This window comes from Dokdonella sp. (assembly GCF_041395345.1).
Taxonomy (GTDB): domain Bacteria; phylum Pseudomonadota; class Gammaproteobacteria; order Xanthomonadales; family Rhodanobacteraceae; genus Dokdonella.
Genome location: NZ_JAWLAR010000009.1, coordinates 106,550 through 130,416, shown reverse-complemented (window position 1 = coordinate 130,416; position 23,867 = coordinate 106,550). Strand labels below are relative to the sequence as shown.

The 23,867-nt window shown below is 61.8% G+C and carries 17 protein-coding genes; 10 read left to right on the top strand and 7 right to left on the bottom strand.

Translation table 11 applies throughout. The features are described 5' to 3' along the window. The first annotated feature begins 9 nt into the window (after window positions 1–9). From rimK to R3F00_RS09925, 3 genes are all read left to right on the top strand, one after another. Entirely contained in the window at window positions 10–915 is a 906-nt protein-coding gene (gene rimK / locus R3F00_RS09935; RefSeq protein ID WP_371281625.1) for a 30S ribosomal protein S6--L-glutamate ligase, read from the top strand. After that, window positions 915–2,012 carry a succinylglutamate desuccinylase/aspartoacylase family protein gene (locus R3F00_RS09930; protein ID WP_371281624.1) on the top strand — a complete coding sequence of 366 codons (1,098 nt, stop codon included), beginning with the start codon at window positions 915–917 and terminating at the stop codon, window positions 2,010–2,012. Before rimK ends, R3F00_RS09930 begins: the two co-directional genes overlap by 1 nt. A gap of 81 nt (window positions 2,013–2,093) precedes the next feature. Then, window positions 2,094–4,529, top strand: a complete 2,436-nt coding sequence (locus tag R3F00_RS09925; protein WP_371281623.1) for a M14 family zinc carboxypeptidase — start codon at window positions 2,094–2,096, stop codon at window positions 4,527–4,529. A gap of 139 nt (window positions 4,530–4,668) precedes the next feature. On the opposite strand, the gene R3F00_RS09920 is transcribed toward R3F00_RS09925, so the two are convergent. Then, window positions 4,669–4,920 carry a hypothetical protein gene (locus R3F00_RS09920; protein ID WP_371281622.1) on the bottom strand — a complete coding sequence of 84 codons (252 nt, stop codon included), beginning with the start codon at window positions 4,918–4,920 and terminating at the stop codon, window positions 4,669–4,671. 303 nt (window positions 4,921–5,223) lie between these two features. Here R3F00_RS09920 and R3F00_RS09915 point away from each other — a divergent pair, with 303 nt between their 5' ends. Beyond that, window positions 5,224–5,835, top strand: coding sequence for a M15 family metallopeptidase (locus R3F00_RS09915; protein ID WP_371281621.1), 612 nt, complete (start codon window positions 5,224–5,226; stop codon window positions 5,833–5,835). Between the two features lie 42 nt (window positions 5,836–5,877). On the opposite strand, the gene R3F00_RS09910 is transcribed toward R3F00_RS09915, so the two are convergent. The 4 genes from R3F00_RS09910 to R3F00_RS09895 form a co-directional block, all read right to left on the bottom strand. Next, the gene (locus tag R3F00_RS09910) at window positions 5,878–9,471 is read right to left on the bottom strand and encodes an indolepyruvate ferredoxin oxidoreductase family protein (protein WP_371281620.1); all 3,594 of its coding nucleotides are present in this window, start codon (window positions 9,469–9,471) and stop codon (window positions 5,878–5,880) included. Between the two features lie 171 nt (window positions 9,472–9,642). Continuing rightward, window positions 9,643–10,293: a putative 2OG-Fe(II) oxygenase gene (locus R3F00_RS09905; protein WP_371281619.1), complete on the bottom strand. Its 651-nt coding sequence runs from the start codon at window positions 10,291–10,293 to the stop codon at window positions 9,643–9,645. An 85-nt stretch (window positions 10,294–10,378) separates the two neighbouring features. Next, window positions 10,379–11,587 (bottom strand): sterol desaturase family protein, encoded by a 1,209-nt coding sequence (locus tag R3F00_RS09900; protein ID WP_371281618.1) that lies wholly within the window; start codon window positions 11,585–11,587, stop codon window positions 10,379–10,381. Between the two features lie 79 nt (window positions 11,588–11,666). Next, window positions 11,667–13,433 carry an LTA synthase family protein gene (locus tag R3F00_RS09895; RefSeq protein ID WP_371281617.1) on the bottom strand — a complete coding sequence of 589 codons (1,767 nt, stop codon included), beginning with the start codon at window positions 13,431–13,433 and terminating at the stop codon, window positions 11,667–11,669. 165 nt (window positions 13,434–13,598) lie between these two features. Between R3F00_RS09895 and R3F00_RS09890 the strand changes: the two genes are divergently transcribed. Then, a complete protein-coding gene (locus R3F00_RS09890) occupies window positions 13,599–14,915 on the top strand; it encodes a NupC/NupG family nucleoside CNT transporter (RefSeq protein WP_371281616.1) in 1,317 nt (438 codons plus the stop codon). Between the two features lie 17 nt (window positions 14,916–14,932). Here R3F00_RS09890 and speE read toward each other — a convergent pair whose 3' ends face one another. Continuing rightward, window positions 14,933–15,790 carry a polyamine aminopropyltransferase gene (gene speE, locus R3F00_RS09885; RefSeq protein ID WP_371281615.1) on the bottom strand — a complete coding sequence of 286 codons (858 nt, stop codon included), beginning with the start codon at window positions 15,788–15,790 and terminating at the stop codon, window positions 14,933–14,935. A 272-nt stretch (window positions 15,791–16,062) separates the two neighbouring features. Between speE and speA the strand changes: the two genes are divergently transcribed. The 4 genes from speA to R3F00_RS09865 all read left to right on the top strand — a co-directional run bounded on the left by speA (window position 16,063) and on the right by R3F00_RS09865 (window position 21,555). Beyond that, the gene (gene speA, locus R3F00_RS09880; RefSeq protein WP_371281614.1) at window positions 16,063–17,952 is read left to right on the top strand and encodes a biosynthetic arginine decarboxylase; all 1,890 of its coding nucleotides are present in this window, start codon (window positions 16,063–16,065) and stop codon (window positions 17,950–17,952) included. After that, window positions 17,949–18,824: an NAD(P)-dependent oxidoreductase gene (locus R3F00_RS09875; protein ID WP_371281613.1), complete on the top strand. Its 876-nt coding sequence runs from the start codon at window positions 17,949–17,951 to the stop codon at window positions 18,822–18,824. The genes speA and R3F00_RS09875 overlap by 4 nt, the downstream gene beginning before the upstream one ends. Before the next feature lie 149 nt (window positions 18,825–18,973). Further along, window positions 18,974–20,287, top strand: a complete 1,314-nt coding sequence (locus R3F00_RS09870; RefSeq protein WP_371281612.1) for a sorbosone dehydrogenase family protein — start codon at window positions 18,974–18,976, stop codon at window positions 20,285–20,287. 179 nt (window positions 20,288–20,466) lie between these two features. Then, window positions 20,467–21,555 (top strand): endonuclease/exonuclease/phosphatase family protein, encoded by a 1,089-nt coding sequence (locus tag R3F00_RS09865; RefSeq protein WP_371281611.1) that lies wholly within the window; start codon window positions 20,467–20,469, stop codon window positions 21,553–21,555. Between the two features lie 84 nt (window positions 21,556–21,639). Here the strand turns inward: R3F00_RS09865 and R3F00_RS09860 are convergent, their stop codons facing one another. Then, window positions 21,640–22,656, bottom strand: a complete 1,017-nt coding sequence (locus R3F00_RS09860) for a mechanosensitive ion channel family protein (RefSeq protein ID WP_371281610.1) — start codon at window positions 22,654–22,656, stop codon at window positions 21,640–21,642. Between the two features lie 241 nt (window positions 22,657–22,897). On the opposite strand from R3F00_RS09860, the gene R3F00_RS09855 reads away from it, so the two are divergent. Next, on the top strand, window positions 22,898–23,842 hold the full coding sequence (locus R3F00_RS09855; RefSeq protein ID WP_371281609.1) for a hypothetical protein: 945 nt from the start codon (window positions 22,898–22,900) through the stop codon (window positions 23,840–23,842). Window positions 23,843–23,867 lie beyond the last annotated feature (25 nt).

Here is a 23,867-nt window from a genome sequence, read left to right as displayed (position 1 = left end):
GGAACCTCCATGAAATTCATGATGCTGGCACGCAATGCCAATCTCTATTCGCACAGGCGCCTGGTCGAGGCGGCGGAGGCGGCCGGCCACACGCTGGACATCGTCAATACCTTGCGTTGCTACATGAACATCACGTCGCATCGACCCGAGGTCTACTACAACAGTCAGAAGCTCACCGGCTACGACGCGGTGATACCGCGCATCGGTGCGTCGATCACCTTCTATGGCCTGGCCGTGTTGCGTCAGTTCGAGATGATGGGCGTGTATCCGCTCAATGAATCGGTGGGCATCGGTCGCTCGCGCGACAAGTTGCGCTCGATGCAGCTGTTGGCGCGAGATGGCATCGGCCTGCCGGTGACGGCTTTCGCGCAGGATCCGAAACAGACCGAAGAAGTGCTCAAGGTGGTGGGCGGTGCGCCCGTGGTGATCAAGTTGCTCGAGGGCACCCAGGGTATCGGCGTGGTTCTGGCCGACACACCGCGCTCGGCGAAGTCGGTGGTCGAGGCGTTCCGTGGCGCGCACGTCAATATCCTCGTGCAGGAATTCATCAAGGAAGCCGGTGGCGAGGATATCCGCGCGCTGGTGATCGGCGGAAAGGTGGTCGCTGCCATGCGCCGCCGTGGCGCCGAAGGAGAGTTCCGGTCCAACCTGCATCGCGGCGGCAGCGCCCAGCCCATCAAGATAACGGCGGAAGAACGTTCAACGGCGATTCGCGCAGCCAAGACCATGGGATTGAACGTCTGCGGCGTCGACATGCTGCGATCCAACCACGGCCCGGTCGTGATGGAGGTCAACTCCTCACCGGGTCTGGAGGGGGTAGAAAAGGCAACAGGCATCGACGTGGCTGGCCAGATCATTACCTTTCTCGAGCGCAATGCGCGCCCGGGCAAGACGAAGACCAAGGGCCGCGGTTGATGTCCTCCGATTCAAGGACGCCGTCTGGCACGGGCAAAGGAAAAAGAACCAGGGAGAGCAGGAGCTTCTTCGAGATCGGTGGCGTCAGTATCTCGGCCGGCGCCAGGCAAACCGTCGAGCTTCCGGTCAGCGTGCTTGCCAACCACATACCGGTCAGCCTGCCGGTTCACGTCATCCACGGACGCAAGCCGGGCCCGGTCGTCTTTCTGTCCGCGGCCGTCCATGGTGACGAGATTGTCGGAGTCGATATCATCCGGCGCGTATTGCAGAACGCGGCGTTGAACAAGTTGTCGGGAACGCTATTGGCGGTTCCGATTGTCAATGTATTCGGTTTTCTGAATCAGTCGCGCTACCTGCCAGACAGACGCGACTTGAACAGGAGTTTCCCGGGTTCGGAGCGCGGTTCGCTGGCGGCTCAACTTGCGGACCTGTTTCTCAACGAGGTGGTGCGCCGTTGCGAGTTCGGCATTGATCTTCACAGCGCAGCGCAGCACCGCATGAATCTTCCGCAGGTCCGTATCAGCCCGGATAGTTCTGCCCGACTCAAGGAGCTTGCGCGCGCCTTTGGCGCACCGATCACGCTGACGTCCAGCGTCCGCGAAGGATCATTGCGTGCCGCCGCGAAAGCGGCCGGCGTGGAAACCCTGCTGTACGAAGCCGGCGAGGCCCTTCGCTTCGACGAACTGCCTGTCAGGGCCGGCGTGCGCGGCATCAATTCGGTGTTGCATTATTTGCGGATGTTGCCGGGTCGCTATTCGAGCGAGCGCCGAGCGGCGCCACTCGAAGCGTCGGAAACGCGATGGGTGCGCGCGCCGAGGGGCGGGTTGCTGCGTGCCTTCAAGACCATCGGCGAAGCGGTCGAAAAGGGCGATCGACTCGGTATCGTTGCCGATCCGTTCGGCGACAGCGAGGTCGATGTGCTGGCGACCGGCAAGGGCCTCATCATCGGACGCACCAACCTGCCCCTGGTCAATCGCGGTGACGCCTTGCTCAACATCGCCTACATGCATGATCCGGATTGCGCGGAGGAACACGTCGTCGACATCCAGGATTCGCTGGAATCCGACCCGTACTTCGATGATGGCGATGGCTACTGAAAGGCGCCTGAGGCAGGTCCGCTTGCGCTGCTAGACTAGAGGGCCCAGGAAGAAGTCGGAATTCCATTGATGCGAATGCCCGTGTCGGTCCTAGCCGCGTTCCTGATCTGCGCCGCTCCCGCATCAGCCGAGGAATGGTCGATCGACGCCAGCTGGCAGACGCCGGCCGATCTGGCGCGCATTGCGCCCCACTTCCAGCATCTGGATGTCGATCGCAAGCGACAGACAGTGCGTCTCATTGCCGACGATGCGCAACTGGCCCTGCTGGATCGGATGGAAATCACCTACACGATCGACCTGGCCGAGACGGCCAACATGCGTACCTTCTACGCGGAAGTGTTCGATCGCGGACGCAGCATCCCCGGCTATGCCTGCTACCGCACGGTGGAAGAAACCTACGCGACCATGGATCAGCTGGTCGCGGCCCATTCGAGCCTGGCCCGGATCGTCGACATCGGCCCCAGTTGGGAGCGCACGCAGAATGCTGCCGAGGGTTACACCATGCGCGTCTTGCGCATTGAAAATTCGGCGACCGATGCAAGCATTCCGAACAAGCCGGACATGATCGTATTCAGCTCGATCCATGCGCGCGAATACGCGCCAGCCGAACTCAATACGCGCTTTGCAGAGTGGCTTCTGGATGGCTACGGGTCCGATCCTGAAGCGACCTGGCTGGTCGATCATCACAACTTTCATCTGATCCTGCAGGCCAATCCGGATGGCCGCAAGAAGGCCGAGGCCGGAATTTCGTGGCGCAAGAACACGAACACGATTGCGGCGAATTGCGGCAACAGCTCCGGCGTCGATCTCAACCGCAATTTTCCCTTCCACTGGGGCATCGTTCCGGGCGATGGCGGGTCGAGCAGCCTTGCCTGCGATACCACGTATCGCGGGCCGGCCTTCCAGTCGGAGCCCGAGACCGACAATCTTGTCAGCTACGTGGCGGGCGTTTGCAGCAGCGATGGGGTATGCACTGGCGGCATCCTGCCCGATCTCAGGGACGGCCCCATGCAGCCACCGACCGTGGCAGGTGATGGTGGCGACGCCGCGCCGGACAACTACCCCGGCATGTTTCTCGACCTTCACAGCTATTCATCGTTGATTCTGTGGTCGTGGGGTGATCGCTCCGATGCGGCTCCCAATGGCGCCGCATTGCGCAGGTTTGGCCAACGCATGGGCTGGTTCAACCAATACTCTCCCGATCAATCGGACACGCTCTATCCGACCGATGGCACCACCGTCGACACGTTCTATGGAGCACTGGGCGCTCCGTCCTACACCTTCGAGCTCGATCAGGCCTTCTTTCAGCCGTGCACTTCATTCCTGCAGGATACGCTGCCGAAAAACCTTCTGGCGCTGCGCTACGCTGCTCGCAGTCTCCATGCACCCTATCTGTTGCCCGGCGGTCCGGATGTGACCCGCATCGAAGCAACTCCCGATCTCGTTGCCGCAGGCACTGCGGTTTCCATAGCCGCGAGGCTGGATGACAGTCGCTTCAATCAGGTCAATTTTGCCGAGCCCGTGCAGAACATTGTCTCGGCATCCGCCTATTTCGGTGGCCTGCCCTGGGAAGGTGCCCTGGCAGTCGCAGCCCTGCAGGCGGACGACGGCAACTTCGACAGCCCCATGGAGGATGCCAGTGCAAGTATCTCCACCACGGGTTTGAGCAACGGCAAGCACCTGCTCTTCGTGCAGGGTGTGGATGCCTCTACTCAGCCGGGCACCCCGAATGCCGTGTTCGTTGAAGTGGCGGACGCCAGTGCCATCGCCACCCTGTCCGGCAGCATCACCGCCTTCGACACGGGTGCGCCGCTGGCAACGTCCTTGCGCGTGACCAATCCGTCCAGCGGAGAGTCTCGTACGGCTTCAAGCAATCCCGTCGATGGAGGCTACTCGCGCACGATGCTTGCGGGAACGGTGGACATCCGCGTCGACCCGCCGCAAGGCTATCTGGGAGAAGATATCGATGGCACGGTTCTGGCAGCAGGTGGCGTCGTGACCAGGAACGTCTCCCTGCTCAGAGCCTGTACCTTGCTGGACGACGACGTCGAAACGGGCAACAGCGGCTGGACCGCACAGTCGCCCTGGGTGCGCACGAACGCAGTGCCTGGAAATGCGGGATTCGTCTGGGCTACTCCGCAGTATCAGAACAATCTGAACAGCAGTCTCACGCGAAGCATCGACACCACGGGCTACTCCGAGAGCATCCTGCAGTTCGACGATCGTTGCGATACCGAGGCGGGCTACGACTTCGGGCGCGTAGAGGTTTCCGTCAATGCCGGCGCCAACTGGACCACGCTCTACCAGTGTTCGGGGCGCACGACATGGCAAGACAATCGCATCGCGTTGCCCGCATCGACCGAGAATCTCGCCGATCTGCGCCTGCGTTTCCGCCTTACCAGCGATACCAATGTTACCCGCAGCGGCTGGGCCATTGACAATATCCGGATAGAGTCCGGCGGGGCGCAATGCCGAGCGGATCAGCTCGATCGGATATTTTCAGACGGGTTTGATTGAGTCCGGTTTCGCGGACTTCGCGATGGAATCAGAATCCCGGGGCCAGCGATGGCGACTGGATCAGTCCGCCGCATGGCCCGGATCCACGCCGTGTGGCACCCGATGCAACGTGATTTTCGATGGCGTTATCGCGCTCGCTTCAGGCGCGATTCGCGCAGGCCTGCTGATCGCGGAAGCGCTTGAGTGAATCACGCAGCGCTTCGCTGCGATCGCGCATCAACTTGAGCTTGGTGCGGGCGGTAATCACGCGCACCCTGAATTTCTCGCTCTGCTGCCATTGGCCTGCCGCGATCGGCTCGCTTGAAGGAGCGGACGGCGCCACTGCAGGTGCAGCCTGTTTGAGTTGGCGCAGCGCGGTGTCGAATTCCTCGGCGTTGAAGTTGGCTGGCATGGATGGATCCTCGGCTACGCGATGACTCGGTTGGTTTGTTGCGAAAGCGCCTTGCGGCATGCCAAAGCGCTGCTAGTCCGGGGTCTGATGGCGGTCAGCTCGGCCAGCGTGTCCATGGCATGGCTCCAATGTGCCGAATGCGCGGTCACGAAAATGTGATCGCCACCACGGGATTGCACTCCGATCGGGCCATGCTCGGGCTCCGCAAGGCGAAAGCCGCCGACCTTCCGGACTGCCACCGGCTTTCGGCGCGCCGACCCACCGGCGTATGCTTGGCATCGATCGAACTCAGGGGGATGAGCCATGCAGATCGAAGAGATGGTCCGTGCCGTCCAGGAAAAGCTGGGTGTCGATGTGGATGGACGTGCCGGCCCGCAAACCTGGGGTGCCATCTACAAGCGGATCGTTGACCGTGGTTCGCCCCTCGACGCCGCCCTGAGCGAAACACAAGACCGGGCCAACACGCGCAGCGAAAAGGTGATCTCCACCCTGCATCCGCTCGTGCAACCCTACGCCCGTGCGCTCTACTTCAAGGCCAGGAGTCATGGCCTTGTCATCAATATCATCAGCGGATCGCGCAGCTACGCCGAGCAGGATGCGCTCTACGCGCAGGGTCGAACCCGGCCCGGGAACGTCGTTACCAACGCGCGCGGCGGCTATTCCAATCACAACTTCGGCATCGCCTTCGATGTCGGCCTGTTCGAGCGCAATCAGTACCTTGGCGAATCACCGATGTACAAGGCGGTAGGCGCGCTCGGCGAGGAGCTCGGTCTCGAGTGGGGCGGGAACTGGCGAACCATCGTCGATCAACCGCACTTTCAGCTGCGACCCGAGTGGGCCTCGGGCCTGACCGAGCGCCAGATGCTGGCCGGACTGCGAGAGCGCGTTGCAATGGGCATTGACGCGTTTGCCTGATCGAATTCGGGTCGGCAGCGAGCTGCCGACCCGAGCGCGCGCTCAGGCGGCGTTTCGACCCGCTGACGAATTGCGCCAGGCGCTGAGCAGATCATCCTGGCGCTTCATCGCATCGGCATGGAAACGCTCCTTGATGTGCCCGTAGCCGCGGATGTGCTCGGGTATCGAGGCAATGTCTACGGCGAGCGCGTGGTTTTCGCTGTCGAGGCCAGCCAGCAGTTCATCGACCTGCCTGAAGTAGTCGGCGATGAGCCTGCGCTCCATCTTGCGTTCGGCGGTGTAGCCGAAGATGTCGAGCGCGCCGCCGCGCAGCCCCTTCAATCTGGACAGTATGCGGAATGCCTTGAACACCCAGGGTCCGTATTCGGCCTTGCGCAGGTGGCCCTCCGAATCCTTCTTCGCCAGCAGGGGCGGGGCAAGATGGAAATGGATCTTGTAGTCGCCTTCGAACGTCTCGCGGATCTTCTTCTCGAAATCGCCGCTGGTGTAAAGACGCGCGACTTCGTATTCGTCCTTGTAGGCCATCAGCTTGAATGCGTAGCGTGCGACGGCCTGGGTCAGGCTGGTGAAGGCCGGGGTCTTTTCCTGCTCGACGCCACGCACCTTGTCGACCAGTAACTTGTACTTTTTCGCATAGTCGGCGTTCTGGTAGCCGGTGAGGAACGCGACGCGGCGGGCGATCTGCTCTTCAAGTGAAGTGCTGAGGCTCAGGTCGTCGAGTGCCTCGGCACCTTTCGGAGTGGCGATGTCGCCGTTGCCGGTCTTGGCGCCTGCCGGATGCATCGGCAGATTGAGCGGAATCGCGCCGGAGGGAAGCTTTGCGGCACCAACCCCGGCCGCCCTGCGCACGAGGGCGACATCGTGCGCACCCATGCGGCCCCAGTTGAACGCGGCCTTGTTCATTTCGATTGCCGCGCCATTCAGCTCGATCGCGCGCATCAGCGAATCCAGGCTCACCGGTACCCAGCCCTTCTGCCAGGCGTAGCCGAGCATGAACAGGTTGGCCGCGATCGTGTCGCCGAGCAGGGCGGTACCCAGCTGGGTCGCATCGATCAATTCCGGTTCATCGCCCTCGAGAGCGGTGCGTACGGCATCGATGATCTTCTGTGCGGGGAACTGCATGTCCGGATGTGTGGTGAATGTGCCGGGCATGGCCTCATAGGTATTGAGAACGACGTTCGAGCGCTTTGCGCGGATCTTCGACAGCGCCCAGTAGTCGTTGACCACGACCATGTCGCAACCGAGCACGAGGTCGGCTTCGCCGGCGGCGATGCGCACGGCATGGATATCGGATGGCTCTCTGGCAATGCGCAGGTGGCAGGTGACGGCGCCACCCTTCTGGGCGAGGCCGGTCTGGTCGAGCACGGTACTGCCCTTGCCCTCAAGATGCGCGGCCATGCCGATCAGCGCACCGATCGTGACCACACCCGTACCACCGATGCCGGTAACCAGAATGTTCCACGGTCGATCCAGGGTCGAGGCGATCGTCGGCATCGGCAGGCTGTCGAAATCGACTTCGCCGGCGCCGGCCTTGTTCGCCTTTCTGAGGCCGCCACCGTGTACGGTGACGAAGCTCGGACAGAAACCCTTCACGCAGGAGTAATCCTTGTTGCAGCCGCTCTGGTCGATCTCGCGCTTGCGCCCGTATTCGGTCGCCTTCGGCAGCACCGAAACGCAGAACGACTTTTCGCCGCAGTCGCCGCAGCCTTCGCAGACCAGCGAATTGATGAACACGCGCTTCTTTGGATCCTCGAGCTTGCCGCGCTTGCGCCGGCGGCGTTTCTCGGTCGCGCAGGTCTGGTCGTAGATCAAGACGGTTGTGCCGGGAATCTCGCGCATGCGCTTCTGCACGGAATCGAGTTCGTCACGATGGAAGAATTCGACGCCGACCGGGAAGATTTCGGGTTTCGACCACTTCTCGATATCGTCGGAGACGACGATGATGGTCTGCACGCCCTCGGCGCGCATCTGGTGCGCGATATCGGGAACGGTGAGCGTGCCGTCGACTGGCTGGCCACCGGTCATGGCCACCGCATCGTTGAAAAGAATCTTGTAGGTGATGTTGACCTTGGCCGCGATCGCCTGGCGAATCGCCAGTGATCCGGAATGAAAATACGTGCCATCGCCGAGATTCTGGAATACGTGCCTGGTTTCGGTGAATGGCGCCTGGCCACACCAGGTCGTGCCTTCGCCGCCCATCTGGGTGAACGTGTCGGTGTTGCGGTCCATCCACGTCACCATGTAGTGACAACCGATGCCGCCGTGCGCGCGCGAGCCTTCCGGCACCGCGGTCGAGGTGTTGTGCGGGCAGCCCGAGCAGTAGTGCGCCGCGCGCGGAAAATTGGCGCGCGGCAGGGTCAGCTCCTGCTCCTTGGCCTGAATCCAGGCGACGCGCGAGCGGATTGCCTCGCTGGTAAAGAAGCGGGCGAGACGCTTGGCGATGACCAGCGCGATCATGGCCGGGGTCAGTTCGTTGGTGGAGGGCAGCACCCAGTTGCCGTCCTCGTCGTACTTGCCGACCACGCTCGGACGCGTAGTCCAGTTGTACATGTATTCCTTCATCTGCGATTCGATGAAAGAACGCTTTTCCTCGACAACGATGACGTCTTCGAGGCCATCGGCGAATTCGCGGATGCCGACCGGCTCGAGCGGCCAGGTCATGCCGATCTTGTAGACACGGATACCGATCTCGCGTGCATCTTTTTCGTCGATGCCGAGGTATTCCAGCGCCTGCAGTACATCAAGATAGCTCTTGCCCGTGGTAACGATGCCCAGTCTCGCCCTTGGCGAGTCGAGTACGATCCGGTCAATGCGGTTGGCGCGGGCGAATGCCGTCGCCGCCTGCACCGCGTACTGATGCAGGCGCATTTCCTGGTTCAGTGGCGGATCGGGCCAGCGGATGTTCAGGCCGCCCTCGGGCAGGATGAAATCTTCCGGCATGACGATGTCGAGCTGGTGCGGATTTACATTGACCGAGGCCGAGGATTCGACCGTCTCGGCAATTGTCTTGAAGCCGACCCAGCGCCCGGTGAAGCGCGACATCGCCCAGCCAAGCATGCCCATGTCGAGGATGTCCTGGACACCTGCGGGATTGAGGATCGGCATCATTGCCGAAACGAATTCCAGTTCCGAGCCGTGCGGCAGCGTGGACGAACGACAGGCATGGTCATCCGCGGCAAGCGCCAGCACGCCGCCGAACTTCGAGGTGCCGGCGGCATTGCCGTGCTTGAACACATCGCCGCAGCGGTCCACGCCAGGACCCTTGCCGTACCACATCGAGAATACGCCGTCGTATTTCGCGCCTTCGAACAGGTTGGTCTGCTGGGTGCCCCAAACCATGGTTGCACCCAGGTCTTCGTTGAGTCCCGGGGTGAACTCGATATTGGAGGACTTCAGGTGCTTCTTCGCTTTCCAGAGCTCGAGATCGAATCCTCCCAGCGGCGACCCGCGATAGCCGGAGATGAATCCCGCCGTGTTGATCCCGGCGGCGCGATCGCGCATCTGCTGCATCAGCGGCAGTCTCACCAATGCCTGCACACCCGAAAGGTAGATTCGTCCTTCCTTGCGCGTGTACTTGTGTTCGAGCGTGTAGTCGGTGTCGATGGCTGGCGCGAGCGAGCTGGCGGGGACGGACATGACGGATACCAATCTTTGAAGCGAGGGGAAGAGCGGAATTGTACCAGCGCTGGGCTGCTTGCCCGCAGGCCGTACCGTCAGGGTGGGTCCGGCAGGGGCCGGGTCGCCGCGATCGGGTCGAAGCGCAGGGAAGGGCAAGGCTGAATTCAGTCGTGCCTGCCGGCCAAAGCGCTAGCGCAGGCTGAACGAGCAGTTGAACGCGACCGTGATGCGTTCGCCCTCGCCGTAGAACGGCAACACCTGGTGCAGGAGCCACGAAGGAAACAGGACAAGCTGTCCCGGTTGCAGCATCAGCCCGTAGTTCTGGATGCCGAACGGCTGTTTGAGATGCTCGTTGCCCGGATCGACATACATGGCCTGTCCGATATGCGGGTGCAGGAAATTGAGCAGGCCACTGTCGGGCTGGTCGGCATCGTTCTTTCCGGCAGACACGCAATACACGCCGGACCAGCTGGCCAGGGGATGGTTGTGCACGCCGAAAAAGCCATTGCGGCGGGTCACGTGGAACCAGGCATCGGTGCGGATATCCAGGCGTGCCCTAGTGCGCTCGTCATAGCCGTTCAGTTCGCTGACCAGTTGGGCCAGTCGCGACAGGCAGAAATTGCGCAGTTCGACGATTTCCGCATCCGGCCAAGAGAAAAGCTTGAAATGACTTTCGAACAACTGCTCGTTGCGCAGCGTGATCGGGCCCGGATTGGCATGCCGTGAGCCCTCGGCCTCTCGAGCCAGGAACAGGCGGCGCAGGGCCGTGTTGAGCGCCTCGGGATTCGGGTACTGGTCATACCCGAACGGGACCGGGAACAGGCCCTTCATTTGCATCATGGTGGAGGGTCGCTTGCGGGGAGTGTGCTGATTTTAACGAGATTTTGCCCCTGTTGCCCCTGGCAAACGGGCCCGCAAGAACCGGTCAGCCCTTGGGCCGGGCCCGGAACGGAAACATCTGCTGGGCGAAGAAACCATCCGGCATGTAATCGCCGACCACGCCGTAGTGGTTGGGCAGCGAGCGATCCGCCTTGACCGCCGTACCGAAAAGGTAGTCGAGAAACGCGTAGTGGGCGGCGTAGTTGCGGTCGATCGCCTCGTCGTCCGAGGCGTGGTGCCAGTGGTGGAAATCCGGGGTCACGATGAGGTACCGCAAAGGCCCCCATGGCACGCGCACGTTGGCGTGATTGAGCACGGCCTGGAATCCGACAATGATGATGTAGGCGTTGATCACGGCTTCGCTGAAGCCGAGCACGAACAGCGGGGCGACCACGAGAACGCGCGTGACAATGACCTCGAGCACGTGCTGACGCGAACCGGCCAGCCAGTCCATCGACTTGGTGCTGTGATGAACCGAATGGAATTTCCACAGGAACGGGATCTCGTGGTAGGCGCGATGCGTCCAGTACTGGGACAGGTCGGCCACCAGGATGCACAGCAGCAGCTGCGGTACGAACCAGATCCCCTGCACGACCAGCTGGAAGTCGTGCTGCACCATCCAGCCAAAGGCGTTGTGGATGACGAAGTTTACGGTCAGCAGGATCAGGCCGACGAGGAAGTGATTGACCGCGAAGTGCTTGAGGTCGGTCTGCCATTCCTTGCGGAAAACCGGCTGGCCCTTGCGCAGCGGCAGCAGCTTCTCGATGGCGACAAAGACGAGGGTGGAGCCGAGCAGGTCGAGGATGAACCAGTCGAGTCCGATGTAGGGCGTATTGTCCGGAAAATCGCCCACCGGAACCCGTGAACCGCCGAGGGCCACTGCGATCATGACCAGTGCGAATGCGAGCATATTGAGGTTGCGGCGCACGCCGAGAATGATGTTGGCCAGCGAGAGTCCGCCCGCGACCAGCAGCGCAACCAGCAATGCCTGACGCAATACCTCCACGGAATACTGACGACGCAGTTCGGGCGTGGTCAGGTACTCGGGAAAATGAAAAGCGAGCACGCCGAGCAGGCAGAGGGTGCCGAGGCTGAGGGCAATGATCGTCGAGATCAGGCCATGGCCGAAGCGAAGCGGGCCACTGGCACCGAGCAGGCCGGCGGTTTCATCGACGGTCGACCGGACGACGCTTGCCGGCTTTCGAGCGGGCTTTCCATCGGAATAGGGAGTTCTGCTGACAGAGGGTTTGTCCATGATGCCTCGCTCTCACCCGACCACACGGCGCTGTCGGGTAGCGGCTGCATTCTATACGCAGCCAGGGCGCATCGTGTCCCTAGGGCTGCACCGAAAGCTGGCCTCGCTGCTGCAGCTGCATCAGCGCAACCAGACCCTGGTCTTCATTCGGTGTCCAGCCGCCTTTTGGCGAGTCAACCCGGCGCAGCGACTCGAGGAGTCGAAAGTAGCCGCGATCATCAATACCGGCCGCGTCGAGCAGCAAGGCGGGCAAATAGAAGGAGGCGGTCGATTCGCTGTTCGCGGTCGGGTGGGAACGCTGGCTGTCCACCAGCAGCCAGGGTACCGGCTGCAAGGGGCCGCTGGCACCGTCTTCGAAGCCCAATTCGGAATAGATCCTGGGTAACGCAGGCAGATGATCGCCGTAGAAAAGCAGCAGGCTGGGTCGCGATCGGCCGCGCAAGGCCTCGGCCAGTCGACCCAGCTCTCGATCTGCATTTTCCAGATGATAGAAATACCCGCGCAGGCGCGCAGCCGCCGAGGCGGTCAGGTTGGCGGGCACGGGCTGTGCGGCCAGGTGGTCCGGATCGGCATTCGGAAAGTCGTCGTAAGGACCGTGATTCTCGATGCTGATCGCGAATATGAAGGACGGACCCTTCGTCTCATCGAGCCGCGCAAGCACATGATCGACAAGATCGGCATCGCTGGGATAGTAGCCAATGCGATTGGCGTCGACGAATTGCTCGGCGGCGTCGAATTCCTCAAACCCCAACCGCCCGAATGCACTGGCCCGATTCCAGAAATCGCGCGAGTTGGGATGCACCGCGATTGTTCGGTAACCCTTCTGGCCGAGTACGCTGGCGAGGCTGGATACGGTTCCGGAGATAGCCAGGGAAAAATAGGGATACTCGACTTCGGGAAAGCTGCGCATTGCCAGGCCGGTCAGGACCTCGAATTCGGTCCGGATGGTGCCACCACCGAAAGCCGGTACCCAGAGATCGCCATGTCGATTGCTGCGCATCAGGTGCTGCAGTTGCGGCAGCAGAATGCCCTCGTCCACGCCACGCAACCGGGCCGGATCAAACAACGATTCGCTCTGGAGCACGATGATGTCTGGCAGTTCGACGGGCTCGGGAACTGGGGGCGGCAGCGGGTGTCTCCGCAGAATTCCAGTTGTTGCCGCATGGTTGACATGCACGGAAGCGTAGTTCATCCGCCAGTTGTAGTTGAGCAAGGTCACGATTACGCCGTCCCTGGCCACGGAGCTGGCCGGCGACCAGGCTTCGAAGCCCTTCAGAGGCGCCGCATACACGGTCGACCAGGGCTGGAGTTTCAGTAGCAGGGTACCGTTCGCGAACAGAGCCGCGACCAGCAGCATGGCCCTTCGCCTTCCGGACAGGGCGGTCCAGGGACTTTCGAAATAGAGCAGCAATGCGCAGGTCATTGCGATGCAAGCCGACAATGCCAGCTGGGTGGCTGACACGTAGCGGGACAGCAAGGCAGCGTCCTGGCCGAGGTGGGCCAGGAACTGGAAGTCGCCGGGCAGCGGCGGCGTATCGAGAAGTTCCAGTTTCGCGCTATTGACCGCATGGACTGCGACCATCAGCGACAGCATTATCAGAAGCGAGAGCGCGCCCCGTCGTGTCAGCGCCAGCAGCAGGATCGCGACCAGTGCCGGGGGGATGGCATTGAGCAGGAGAGATGCCGAATCTGCCGCCATGGATGCGCCATCGGCTGGAAGAAACGCTGGATCAAGGCTGACCACGACAACGGCGGACAGTCCGAGCCCCAGGCCCAGGAAGGCGAGGAGGTTTAGAAGCAGCAACAAGCTTGCCCGGGGTAAGCGTCCTTTTCCTGGATCAGGCATGCCGGGGTCCCTTTGGCTGTGGCTGAATTTCTCGAGGCAACTCCCAGCAACGACGAATAGCTGCGTGCCTTCGTTGCAAATTGTCAGCCGCCGTATTGCGCGTCGCTTCCGTGTTGTTCTACGCTGCCGTATTCGCGCGGCACAATTCTACAGGGGAATTTCCGGATGATGCAGGCTTTGGGCCATATCGCATTTGGTCTGTTCGGCCTTGCCGTTCTGATTTCCATTGCCGTGCTGTTCTCGAATAATCGGCGGGCAATCAGCTGGAAGCTGGTTGCAACAGGTGTGCTGTTGCAGGTCGTCTTCGCCGCACTCGTACTCAAGGTTCCCATGGGTCGGGAGATCTTCAACGGCATAGCCACCGGCTTCGTCAAGTTGCTCGACTACGTGCGTGCCGGCTCGGACTTCATATTCGGCGGTTTCATGGACACTTCGAAGTTCGGCTTCGTGTTCGCGATCCAGGTCTTGCCGACCATCATCTTCTTTGCCGCGCTGACCGGCGTGCTCTACCACCTCGGCATCATGCAGATGATCGTCAAGGGCATGGCCTGGGTCATCACCAAGGTCATGAACGTATCGGGGGCCGAGACGACGTCGGTCTGCGCCAGTGTCTTCATCGGCCAGACCGAAGCGCCGCTGACGATCAAGCCCTATCTCGAGCGCATGACCCAGTCCGAGTTGATGACGGTGATGATCGGCGGCATGGCGCATATCGCCGGCTCCGTCATGGCCGCCTATGTCGGCCTGCTGGGCGGTGACGACGATGGCCAGCGCATCTTCTATGCCACCCACCTGCTGACCGCAAGCATCATGGCCGCGCCGGCCACGCTGATGCTGGCCAAGATCCTGATTCCCGAAACGGAAGAGCCGCTGACCCGCGGCCAGGTCAAGCTCGAAGTGGAAAAGACCACGGCCAACGTCATCGACGCCGCTGCCACTGGCGCGGCGGACGGCCTGCGCCTGGCACTCAACGTCGGCGCCATGCTGCTCGCCTTCATTGCCCTGATTGCAATGCTCAATGCGCCGTTCCAGTGGCTCGGCGGGCATGCCTGGGGCGCGGATCAGACATCATCGCTGAATGGCTGGCTCACCGTTCAACTTGGACACCCGGTCGAACTCTCCCTGCAGACGCTCTTCGGCTGGGTATTGGCGCCGCTGGCCTGGGTCATTGGCGTGCCCTGGCAGGATGCCACCCTGGTCGGCAGCTTCATCGGCGAGAAAGTCGTCATTAACGAGTTTGTCGCCTATGTCGACATGGCCAACAACATCGACAAGCTCAGCGAACACAGTCGCCTGATAGCGACCTACGCGCTGTGTGGCTTTGCCAACTTCTCCTCGATCGCGATCCAGATTGGCGGCATCGGCAGCCTTGCCCCAAGCCGCCGTCCGGACCTCGCCCGTCTCGGCCTCAAGGCCGTGCTCGGCGGCTCGCTGGCCACCTTCATGACCGCGACGATCGCGGGAGTGCTGAGCCTGCTGTAGCAGCAGACCGCGGGACGCTACTCGCCGAGCTCCTCACGCATGAACTCGGGCATCGACAAGGCGGACTTGTGGATCTCGGCGTTGTAGTAGCGGGTGCCGAACTGCTTGGTCTGGGCGCCGCGTTCGCGGAAACCCGACAGATCGGCGCCCTTCCTGGCCATCGTCGCACTCCACCAGCCGGTCGGATAGCAGGGTTGCGGGAAGGTCAGGGTGCGAACAGCCTGGAAGCCTGCCGTGCGCATGGCCGAACGCATCGACTTGATCAGGCCAAGATGGGCCAGTGGCGACTCACTTTGCTGGACAAAGATGCCACCGCTGCGCAGCGCCTTGAAGCAGCTGGAATAGAACGCAGCGTTGAACAGGCCTTCGGCCGGCCCTACCGGGTCGGTTGAATCGACGATCACCACATCCAGCGAATCCGGCTCGCAATCGGCCATGTACTTGATGCCATCGTCGAAGAGCAGCTGCGCGCGTGGATCGCCGTTGGCCTCACAGAGCTCGGGAAAATACTCTTCGGCGAGTCGCGTGACGCGCTCGTCGATCTCGACTTGCACGGCGGATTCGACCACTTCATGGCGCAGCACTTCACGCAGGGTGCCGCAGTCGCCACCGCCGATGATGACGACACGCTTGGCCCGGGGATGAGTGAACAGGGCCGGGTGCGACATCATCTCGTGGTAGAAAAAATTGTCGCGGGTGGTCAGCATCATGCAGCCGTCGATGACCATGAGCTTGCCCCAATCGGTCGAGTCGTAGATTTCGATGGACTGGAACGGCGTCTTTTCGGCGTGCAGGCGTGCATGCGTGCGAAAGCCGATCGACGACCCGGACGACTCGTGGGCTTCTGTGAACCAGCTCTGCTCGGATGTGGACATACGGACTTCCTGGATGGGGTTGGCCAGGCACACCATGTGGGGAGGGCGGGCCGGTTGACCCGGGATTGTAACGGTTTGCCCCTGCGCACGGGCAGCTTGACCCGAATTGTCACGCGTGTTTGCCGATCGCACGCGGCTCCGTCAGGCAGGCTCGTCATTGCAATGGTTACAATGCGCGCCCCGATCGACCCCGCGGCATGCGAGGCTCCCGGTCGACGGGGCTCTTGCGTCAAGGCCTGCCGCTGCGACGTCGATGTCATCCGGAGGAAACAATGACTGCATCCTGGACAACAGACGACGCCCGCCACACCTATGCGATGGCGAACTGGGGCGAGGGCTATTTCGACGTGGGCAAGGACGGTGGCGTGCAGGTGCGTCCGCACGGTGCCGGAGGACCCGAGCTGAGCCTTCCGGATATCGTCGATGCGGCCTGCGCGGCCGGATCGCGCCTGCCTTTGCTGATTCGATTCGCCGACATCCTCAATCATCGCCGTGCCCGACTCCAGGCTGCATTCGCGAAATCGATGGTCGACACGGGCTATTCGGGGGGTTACACCGCGATCTATCCGATCAAGGTCAACCAGCAGAAAAACGTCGCCGGCGAACTGGCAGCTGGCGGCGATGAGGGGTTCGGGCTCGAGGCGGGCTCCAAGCCGGAATTGATGGCCGTGCTTGCACTGGCGCGACGCGGCAGCGTGGTCATCTGCAACGGCTACAAGGATCGCGAATACATTCGCCTGGCCCTGATCGGACGCAAGCTCGGGCTGGAGATCTTCATCGTCATCGAAAAGCCTTCCGAACTTCGCTATGTCATCGAGGAAGCCAGCAGTCTCGGCGTCGAGCCGCTGCTGGGCGTCCGCATGCGACTGAAGAGCCTCGGCGCGGGCAAGTGGCAGAATTCGGGCGGCGACAAGGCCAAGTTCGGTCTCACTCCGCGCCAGTTGCTGACCCTGATCGATCAGCTGAAGTCGGCGAGTCTCTCGCACACGCTCAAGTTGCTGCATTTCCACATGGGTTCGCAGATGTCGAATGTGCGCGACATCGCGCGTGGCATGCGCGAGGCGGTTCGCTACTTTGTCGAACTCTCGCAGCTGGGCTTGCCGATCCGCTACATGGATGTGGGTGGGGGGCTTGGTGTCGACTATGAGGGCACACGCTCGCGCTCGGAGTGCTCGATCAACTACGGGCTCGATCAATATGCCTCCAGCGTGGTCGGCGCACTGGCTGACGCCTGTGCGGAGAATGATCTGCCTCATCCGCATGTGCTGACCGAGTCGGGTCGCTCGTTGACGGCCCATCACGCGGTGCTCGTGGTCAATGTCAGCGAGATCGAGGAATCGCCGCGCGGATCCGTTCCAGACGTCCGCGAGGACGAACCGGCCGTTCTGCGCCGTTTGCGCGAAGTGCATGCGGAGATCGGATCGCGACCGCCGACCGAGCTTTACCACGAGGCCCAGTATCACCTCGCCGAAGGCCAGTCACTGTACGCACTGGGCCAGCTTTCGCTCGCGGATCGCGCACAGCTCGACGATCTCTACTACGCCGTCGTCAATGCGGTGCGTGAACGCCTGAAGCCCGACGAACGCTCACATCGTCAGGTGCTCGACGAACTCAATGAAACCCTGGTGGACAAGTACTTCGTCAATTTTTCGGTGTTCGAATCGGTGCCTGACATCTGGGCGATAGATCAGGTCTTCCCGATCGTGCCGATCAGTGGTCTCGAGCAGAGGCCGGACCGACGAGGCGTGCTCGCTGACCTGACCTGCGATTCGGACGGACGTATCGATCACTACGTCGATGCCGACGGGGTCGATGTCAGTCTGCCCCTGCATGCGCCTGCGGCGGGAGAAACCTACCGTTTGGGTCTGTTCATGGTGGGTGCGTATCAGGAAACGCTGGGCGACATCCACAATCTCTTCGGTGACACCGATGCGGTCAGCGTGAAACTCACCACCGACGGCTACGATCTGGTCCAGCAGCGCCGCGGCGACACGACCGATCTCATGCTCGACTATGTTGGCTACGATCTTGCGGTATTGCGTTCGGAGTACCAGGCCAAGATTGCTGCGGTCGGAATCGAAGGCGTGGAAGCCGCGCAGCTTGCGGCGACACTGGAGGCGGGTCTGACCGCCTACACCTATCTTGCGGAGACCGCAGAATGAATGACATCAGGGCCGGCTTTGTCGGACTCGGCGCGATGGGACAGCCCATGGCCGGGCACTTGTCCCGTGCAGGTCTGCTTGCATCGGTATGGACGCGCACACCGGCAAATACCAGGGCGATCGCTGCCGAGTTCGGCCTTGGTGAGCCGGCCTCGCTGGCCGCACTGGCCGGACACTGCAACGTGATTGCCTTGTGCGTTCCAGCCGACGCCGACGTGCTTGCCGATGTCGATGTCATCGCGGCCCATGCCCATCCAGGCACCATCGTCATCGACCACTCGACGGTATCGTCCGTGACTGCACGCGAAGCGCGCGACCGAATGCTCGCGGCAGGCGGTGACTTCATTGATGCACCCGTTTCCGGCGGCGTGGAAGGTGCGCGCAACGGCAAGCTCTCGGTCATGGTCGGTGGTGAAACAGCTGCCCTCGAGAGGGCTCGGCCCGTACTCGAATGCTATGCGGCAAGGATCAGCCATATGGGCGCCATCGGTGCCGGACAAAACACCAAGGCCGTCAACCAGGTGCTGGTGGCAGGAATTGCCCAGGCGGTCTGTGAAGGTCTGGCCCTGGGTGACGCGCTCGGCCTGGACGCCGACACCCTGATACCGACCTTGCTCGCCGGTGCTGCAGGCAACTGGTTTCTGGACAAGCGTGGAGCAACCATGCTGCGCAACGAATTCAAGGTTGGATTCAAGCTCGCTTTGCTGCACAAGGACTTGAAGATCGTGCGAGAGCTGGCCTGCGACGCGGGTACCGACCGCAGCGTCATCGAAAAGTCGCTGGCCGACTACGCCGTTCTCATGGCGCAAGGTCACGGTGATGACGACATTTCAGGGCTGATCCGGCTCAAGCGCAACGTCGCCGTACGCTAACGCGCGGTTAACGATAGCGCAGCTACGCTTGGCAGCGGGTCATCCACGACCCCTGCATCTGGCAATCCTGTCACAAGTTCACGTCCTCGTGCTGGCATCGGCATGCCGGCCACGCAACACTTCACGCAACGCAAACTGGAGTCTCGAACATGTTCGTTTTTCGCCTAGTCGCTGGAATCACGCTGGCCCTCTCTGCCGGTTCCGTTGCGGCGCAGGCCATTCCCGGTCTGTCCCTCGAGAACGTGCCGGGCAGCTATTCGGAGCCCGTTGCCGTACGCGCCCCGCACGACGGCAGCGGTCGAATCTTCATCGTGCAGAAAGGCGGCCAGATCAAGGTGGTCAAGAACGGGGTGGCCCTGGCAACGCCGTTCCTGACGAAATCGGTCACGACTTCGAGTGAAAGCGGCCTGCTCGGCCTGGCTTTCCATCCGAACTTCGGCAAGGTCGGCCTGCCGCACAACAACGAGTTCTATGTCTTTTATACGCGTCCGAGCGGAGATCCGCGCCTCGGTTCAACGCCTGATCAGGCCATAGCACGCCACACCGTGCCGACACTGGATTCCGATGTCGCCGATGCCTCCGGTACCATCGTCTTGCGCATTCCTGACCTGGCCGGCAACCACAATGGCGGTGACATCCACTTCGGTCCGGATGGCTACCTGTACATTTCATCAGGTGATGGCGGCCCGCAAAACAATCCGCACGGTTTTGCCGAGTGCCTCTGGAAGAAGCCGGCCGACAGCAACCAGAATTCCTGTGGCACGAACCCGAGCGGCACCCAGTACTTCATGCTCGGCAAGATCCTGCGCATCGACGTCGACAATCGTGGCGGGGCCGCGACCGCCGACATGTGTGGATCAAACGGGATCAGCCCGGCCGAGTACTCGATTCCGGCCAGCAATCCCCATGTCGGCACGAGCAGCACTTGCGACGAGATCTACCTGCACGGATTCCGCAATCCCTGGCGCTTCAGCTTCGACCGCGCCAATGACAATCTGGTGATCGGCGATGTAGGCCAGAACACCTATGAGGAAATCACGGTCCAGGCTGCAGGTGTAGGCGGCAGCGATCACGGCTGGAGCCGTTGCGAAGGGCGTCATTTCTTTGACGCGGCAGGGTCCGGCACCACCTGCCCTGCGGATACGGGCACGGTGGCGCCTGTCTTGGAGTATTCGCACAGTTCAGGCTGCTCGGTCACCGGTGGCTTTGTCTATCGCGGACCTTCCTCGAGCCTGGATGGAACCTACTTCTTCGGTGATGCTTGCAGCGGCGTCCTCTGGTATGCGACAGCGGGAGCGCCAGGAACCAGCTGGTCACCCGGCCTGAACAACACCACGCTCAGCGTCGGTTCGACCTATGGCTATGGCGAAGACGAAGTCGGCAACATGTATATCGCCCAGGCCAACGGCAGCGTGCGCAAGATCGTTTCCGACTTCATCTACCTGGACGGATTCGACGACTGAGGCCTCGCCACCCGGCGCAAGCGATCCGGGGTCGGATCCTTTCCACGGGCCCTGCTTCAAGCCAGATGACAAGGGCTTGAGGCGGCCTTCGAAGGCGCGGCCGTCCACGTGGAAGGCCGCACCCGGATTGGTCTGCGCAACACGTCTGCGCAGGTGCTCTCTCATAGCGGAGGATCGGCATGGTGATCCTGCTTGCGGCACTCTCAATGGCGCTCCTGGCCATGACCTTGCTGCCGCTGCTGCGCAGCGAACGCTGGTGGATTCGCGCGCTCGAATTTCCGCGACTTCAGCTTTGCGCCCTCGCCGTGGGCATGCTGGCGCTCGAAGGGATTATTCTTGATTTCTCCAAAGCCGAGGCCTGGCTGTTCTGTTCGATCGCGACAGCCTGTTTGCTGTGGCAGCTTTGGTGGATCGCACCTTACTCGCCCCTGCATGGCACGGAGGTCCACAGCGCAACGCACGTCGACGGCAGTCGCCGAATACGTCTGTTGAGTGCGAACGTTCTCGGGACCAACAGGCAAGCGGACAGATTTCTAGGACTGGTCGACAAGCATTCTCCCGACATCGTGCTGACGCTCGAGTCAAACAGCTGGTGGCAATCCCGGCTGGATGTGCTCGAATCAGACTACCCGTACACCATGAAATGCCCGCTCGAAAATCTTTACGGCATGCATGTCTACTCCAGGCTTCCGTTGGAACAGACGCGTATCGAGTATCTGGTGAACAAGGAGGTACCTTCGATGCATGCAGCAGTCAGACTGCGTTCGGGCGACTGCATTCGCGTTCGCTTTGTCCATCCCGCGCCGCCGAGCCCCAACGAATCGACCGATACGACCGAGCGCGATGCCGAATTGCTGGTGATTGCGCGCAATCATGACCGGGAAGGGGTGCCCACCATCGTTGCTGGCGATCTGAACGATGTTGCGTGGTCAAGGACCACTCGGCTGTTTCGCAAGATCAGTGGCATGCTCGACCCGCGAATCGGTCGGGGCATGTTCAACACCTTCCATGCAGCGCACTGGTTCTTGCGCTGGCCGCTCGATCATCTGTTTCATGGTCCGCAGTTTTCACTGTGCCACCTTGAGCGGCTGGAACCCTTCGGCTCGGATCACTTCGCTCTGCTCAGCGAGCTTCAATATGAGCCGGCCAATTCGAAGTCCGGAACGAACTCCCTGAGCCGCGATGACTCGGACGAAGCAGAGTCGCGGAGAAAGATCGACCAGGGCAAGGTCGATGGCAGTGATGTTCCGGACCCTGATGGCGGGTGAACGACGCTGCGCCCTCGCCTGGACCCTGAGGGTGAGCGGTTCGACCTTGCGGCAGTTCGCCCCAATGAAGGATTCGTGCAGGATTCACTCGCGCGGTGCGTCAGGGTCGAGCAGGTCGCTCCCTTTGTGTACGTGCTGTTCGCTCTCGATCTGATCCGCGACGTCCAAGTGGACCCGGGTATCCACTGGCGTCGAGTCGTGCGTCGTGGCTGGCGACGGATCGCGCAGAGGCGCGCTGTCCGCAACGGATTTTCCCACTTCGCGAAGCTGTACCCGATAGATCGGTTCGGGCATGTCCATGCCGGCCTCCTCGAGGATGAGCTTGACGCGTCGGATGGCTTCGCTGCGCACTTGCAGGAACTCATGTTCGCGCTGGTCGACCCAGCCGTGGAATCGCACCTGGACATTGGAATCCCCCAGGGCCGTGATCATGGCTCGCGGTGGCGGCTTGTCCATGACGCCATCGATTTGACCCAGCTCCTGAATACCCAGTTCCTGCGCTCGGATCAGATCTTCATTGACGCCAACGCCGATCTCGAAGTCGAATCGCCGACTCGGATTCCGCGTGTAGTTGAGGGTCACGCTGCCAAACACGAGCGCGTTCGGCAGGCGCAGATGATTGCCGTCCAGCGTCATCAGGATGGTCGCGCGCGAATTCAACGAAACGACGATGCCTTCATTGCCATCAATGACGACATGGTCGCGCGGCGAAAAAGGCTGGCGGATGCTCATGAGTATGCCTGCCAGATAGTTCTCGAGGATGCTCTTGAAGGCGAATCCGAGCACGACACCGAGTACGCCAGCGGTGCCGAGCACGGCTCCGACGAGGGCGGTTGCCTGCATGATCTCCAGCGCGACCAGAACGCCCAGGCCGAGCACGATCCAGCGTATGGTCGTTCGCGTGAGTTCCTGCAGGAACGGGTTCGATCTTGCAGCGCGAGCCACCCATGCGCGCCGAGACACCCAGATTCCTGCATGCCAGGCAAGCCACACAATCAGCAGGGCCAGCAACAACAGAGGCAGGGCTGCGATCAGCCGATAGGCTTCATCGAGCAGGCGCTGGCCTACGGCAGCCATATCGAAATTCAAAGCGTCAGGCATGGCGAACTCGTCTTGAACGGATGCTCCCATCATAGGACTTCGCAGTTGAACTGCAGCCAGACGCAGCCATGGGGGCATGCTTGCCCGGTACCGACGTCAAGCGGCTTCAAGCACCTTTCGGCGCCCGAGGGCACGATCCGCGTCGCTTTTTTCGGGCTCGATTGCCGGTAAAGTCCATGGCTAGCGCCACGCTCCGCCTGAGGCAGGGTCGTTCTCGGGCAGAATCGGGAGTAGCTGCACGATGAACGCGCCACGACACTTGTTGCTGCCTGCCGTCCTGTCCGGGTGGCTGCTGGCCTGTGCGGCGTCGGCGCAAACGCTGCCGGCGCATGCGCCGTTGCGTATCCTGATCGTCAGTGACGAGGTCAATCCACACGCTCTTCCACCCGGGCAGCTGACCCAGCCGGGCGAGTTGTCTGCGGCGATGGACAATACCCCGGCACTGAACATTGACGCCTTGCCCGAGTCCCTGCTGGAACTTCCCACCAACGCAATCGAGCAGGCGACCAGCCGGCTGCAATTGCCACCAGCCGATCCCGCTGGCTATGACGTGCTGATCTACTTTGCCCATCGCGTGCCGGACAACGGCATGGACGACCAGGTCAGGCAGGAGGCTTTCGTGGCCGCGGTCAGCCAATTCCTGATTGCCGGTGGCGGTGTGGTCTCGTTTCACCACGGCATCTATGAAACGGCCGGAAAGGCATCCATGCAGGATCTGCTTGGCGCCCAGGCCACGGGTGCCGTGCCGTGGAACACGACGACAGGACAGAACGTCATTGCGCTGAGTTCATATCATTTTGTCTCGCACCACGCCGTGCTTTATCCCGGCCGGGTTGCCTACGCGGACCCCGGTATCGGTGTGGCGACGGGCGACTACCTGGCCTTCAACAACACCCCGGACGAGCGCTACCCGAATCTGGCCCTGCGTGCGGGCACGTCGGGCATCGAGGCACTTTTCGGCAGCGACTACAGCGAGGGTGGATCTGCGCACTTGCTTGGCTATGCGCGCAGTCAGGCGCCGTGGCAGGGCGTTGTGGTGGTCTATCAGCCCGGCGAGTACGAGCCGAATGCATTGGGCCCAGGCAACAACTACCAGATCCTGCTCAATGCGATCCTGTTCGCCGCCAACTATCGTACGGGCGACTGGTTGTTCATCGACGGATTCGAGGGCGGTTCCCTGGAATGAATCAACGCCATCCTGAGTCCGTCAC

Excerpts from the sequence above, each read along its gene's own strand:
- rimK (WP_371281625.1), top strand. The coding sequence starts at position 10 with ATGAAATTCATGATGCTGGCACGCAATGCCAATCTCTATTCGCACAGG.
- R3F00_RS09930 (WP_371281624.1), top strand. The coding sequence starts at position 915 with ATGTCCTCCGATTCAAGGACGCCGTCTGGCACGGGCAAAGGAAAAAGA.
- R3F00_RS09920 (WP_371281622.1), bottom strand. The coding sequence starts at position 4,920 with ATGCCAGCCAACTTCAACGCCGAGGAATTCGACACCGCGCTGCGCCAA.
- R3F00_RS09915 (WP_371281621.1), top strand. The coding sequence starts at position 5,224 with ATGCAGATCGAAGAGATGGTCCGTGCCGTCCAGGAAAAGCTGGGTGTC.
- R3F00_RS09910 (WP_371281620.1), bottom strand. The coding sequence starts at position 9,471 with ATGTCCGTCCCCGCCAGCTCGCTCGCGCCAGCCATCGACACCGACTAC.
- R3F00_RS09905 (WP_371281619.1), bottom strand. The coding sequence starts at position 10,293 with ATGATGCAAATGAAGGGCCTGTTCCCGGTCCCGTTCGGGTATGACCAG.
- R3F00_RS09900 (WP_371281618.1), bottom strand. The coding sequence starts at position 11,587 with ATGGACAAACCCTCTGTCAGCAGAACTCCCTATTCCGATGGAAAGCCC.
- R3F00_RS09895 (WP_371281617.1), bottom strand. The coding sequence starts at position 13,433 with ATGCCTGATCCAGGAAAAGGACGCTTACCCCGGGCAAGCTTGTTGCTG.
- R3F00_RS09890 (WP_371281616.1), top strand. The coding sequence starts at position 13,599 with ATGATGCAGGCTTTGGGCCATATCGCATTTGGTCTGTTCGGCCTTGCC.
- speE (WP_371281615.1), bottom strand. The coding sequence starts at position 15,790 with ATGTCCACATCCGAGCAGAGCTGGTTCACAGAAGCCCACGAGTCGTCC.
- speA (WP_371281614.1), top strand. The coding sequence starts at position 16,063 with ATGACTGCATCCTGGACAACAGACGACGCCCGCCACACCTATGCGATG.
- R3F00_RS09875 (WP_371281613.1), top strand. The coding sequence starts at position 17,949 with ATGAATGACATCAGGGCCGGCTTTGTCGGACTCGGCGCGATGGGACAG.
- R3F00_RS09870 (WP_371281612.1), top strand. The coding sequence starts at position 18,974 with ATGTTCGTTTTTCGCCTAGTCGCTGGAATCACGCTGGCCCTCTCTGCC.
- R3F00_RS09865 (WP_371281611.1), top strand. The coding sequence starts at position 20,467 with ATGGTGATCCTGCTTGCGGCACTCTCAATGGCGCTCCTGGCCATGACC.
- R3F00_RS09860 (WP_371281610.1), bottom strand. The coding sequence starts at position 22,656 with ATGCCTGACGCTTTGAATTTCGATATGGCTGCCGTAGGCCAGCGCCTG.
- R3F00_RS09855 (WP_371281609.1), top strand. The coding sequence starts at position 22,898 with ATGAACGCGCCACGACACTTGTTGCTGCCTGCCGTCCTGTCCGGGTGG.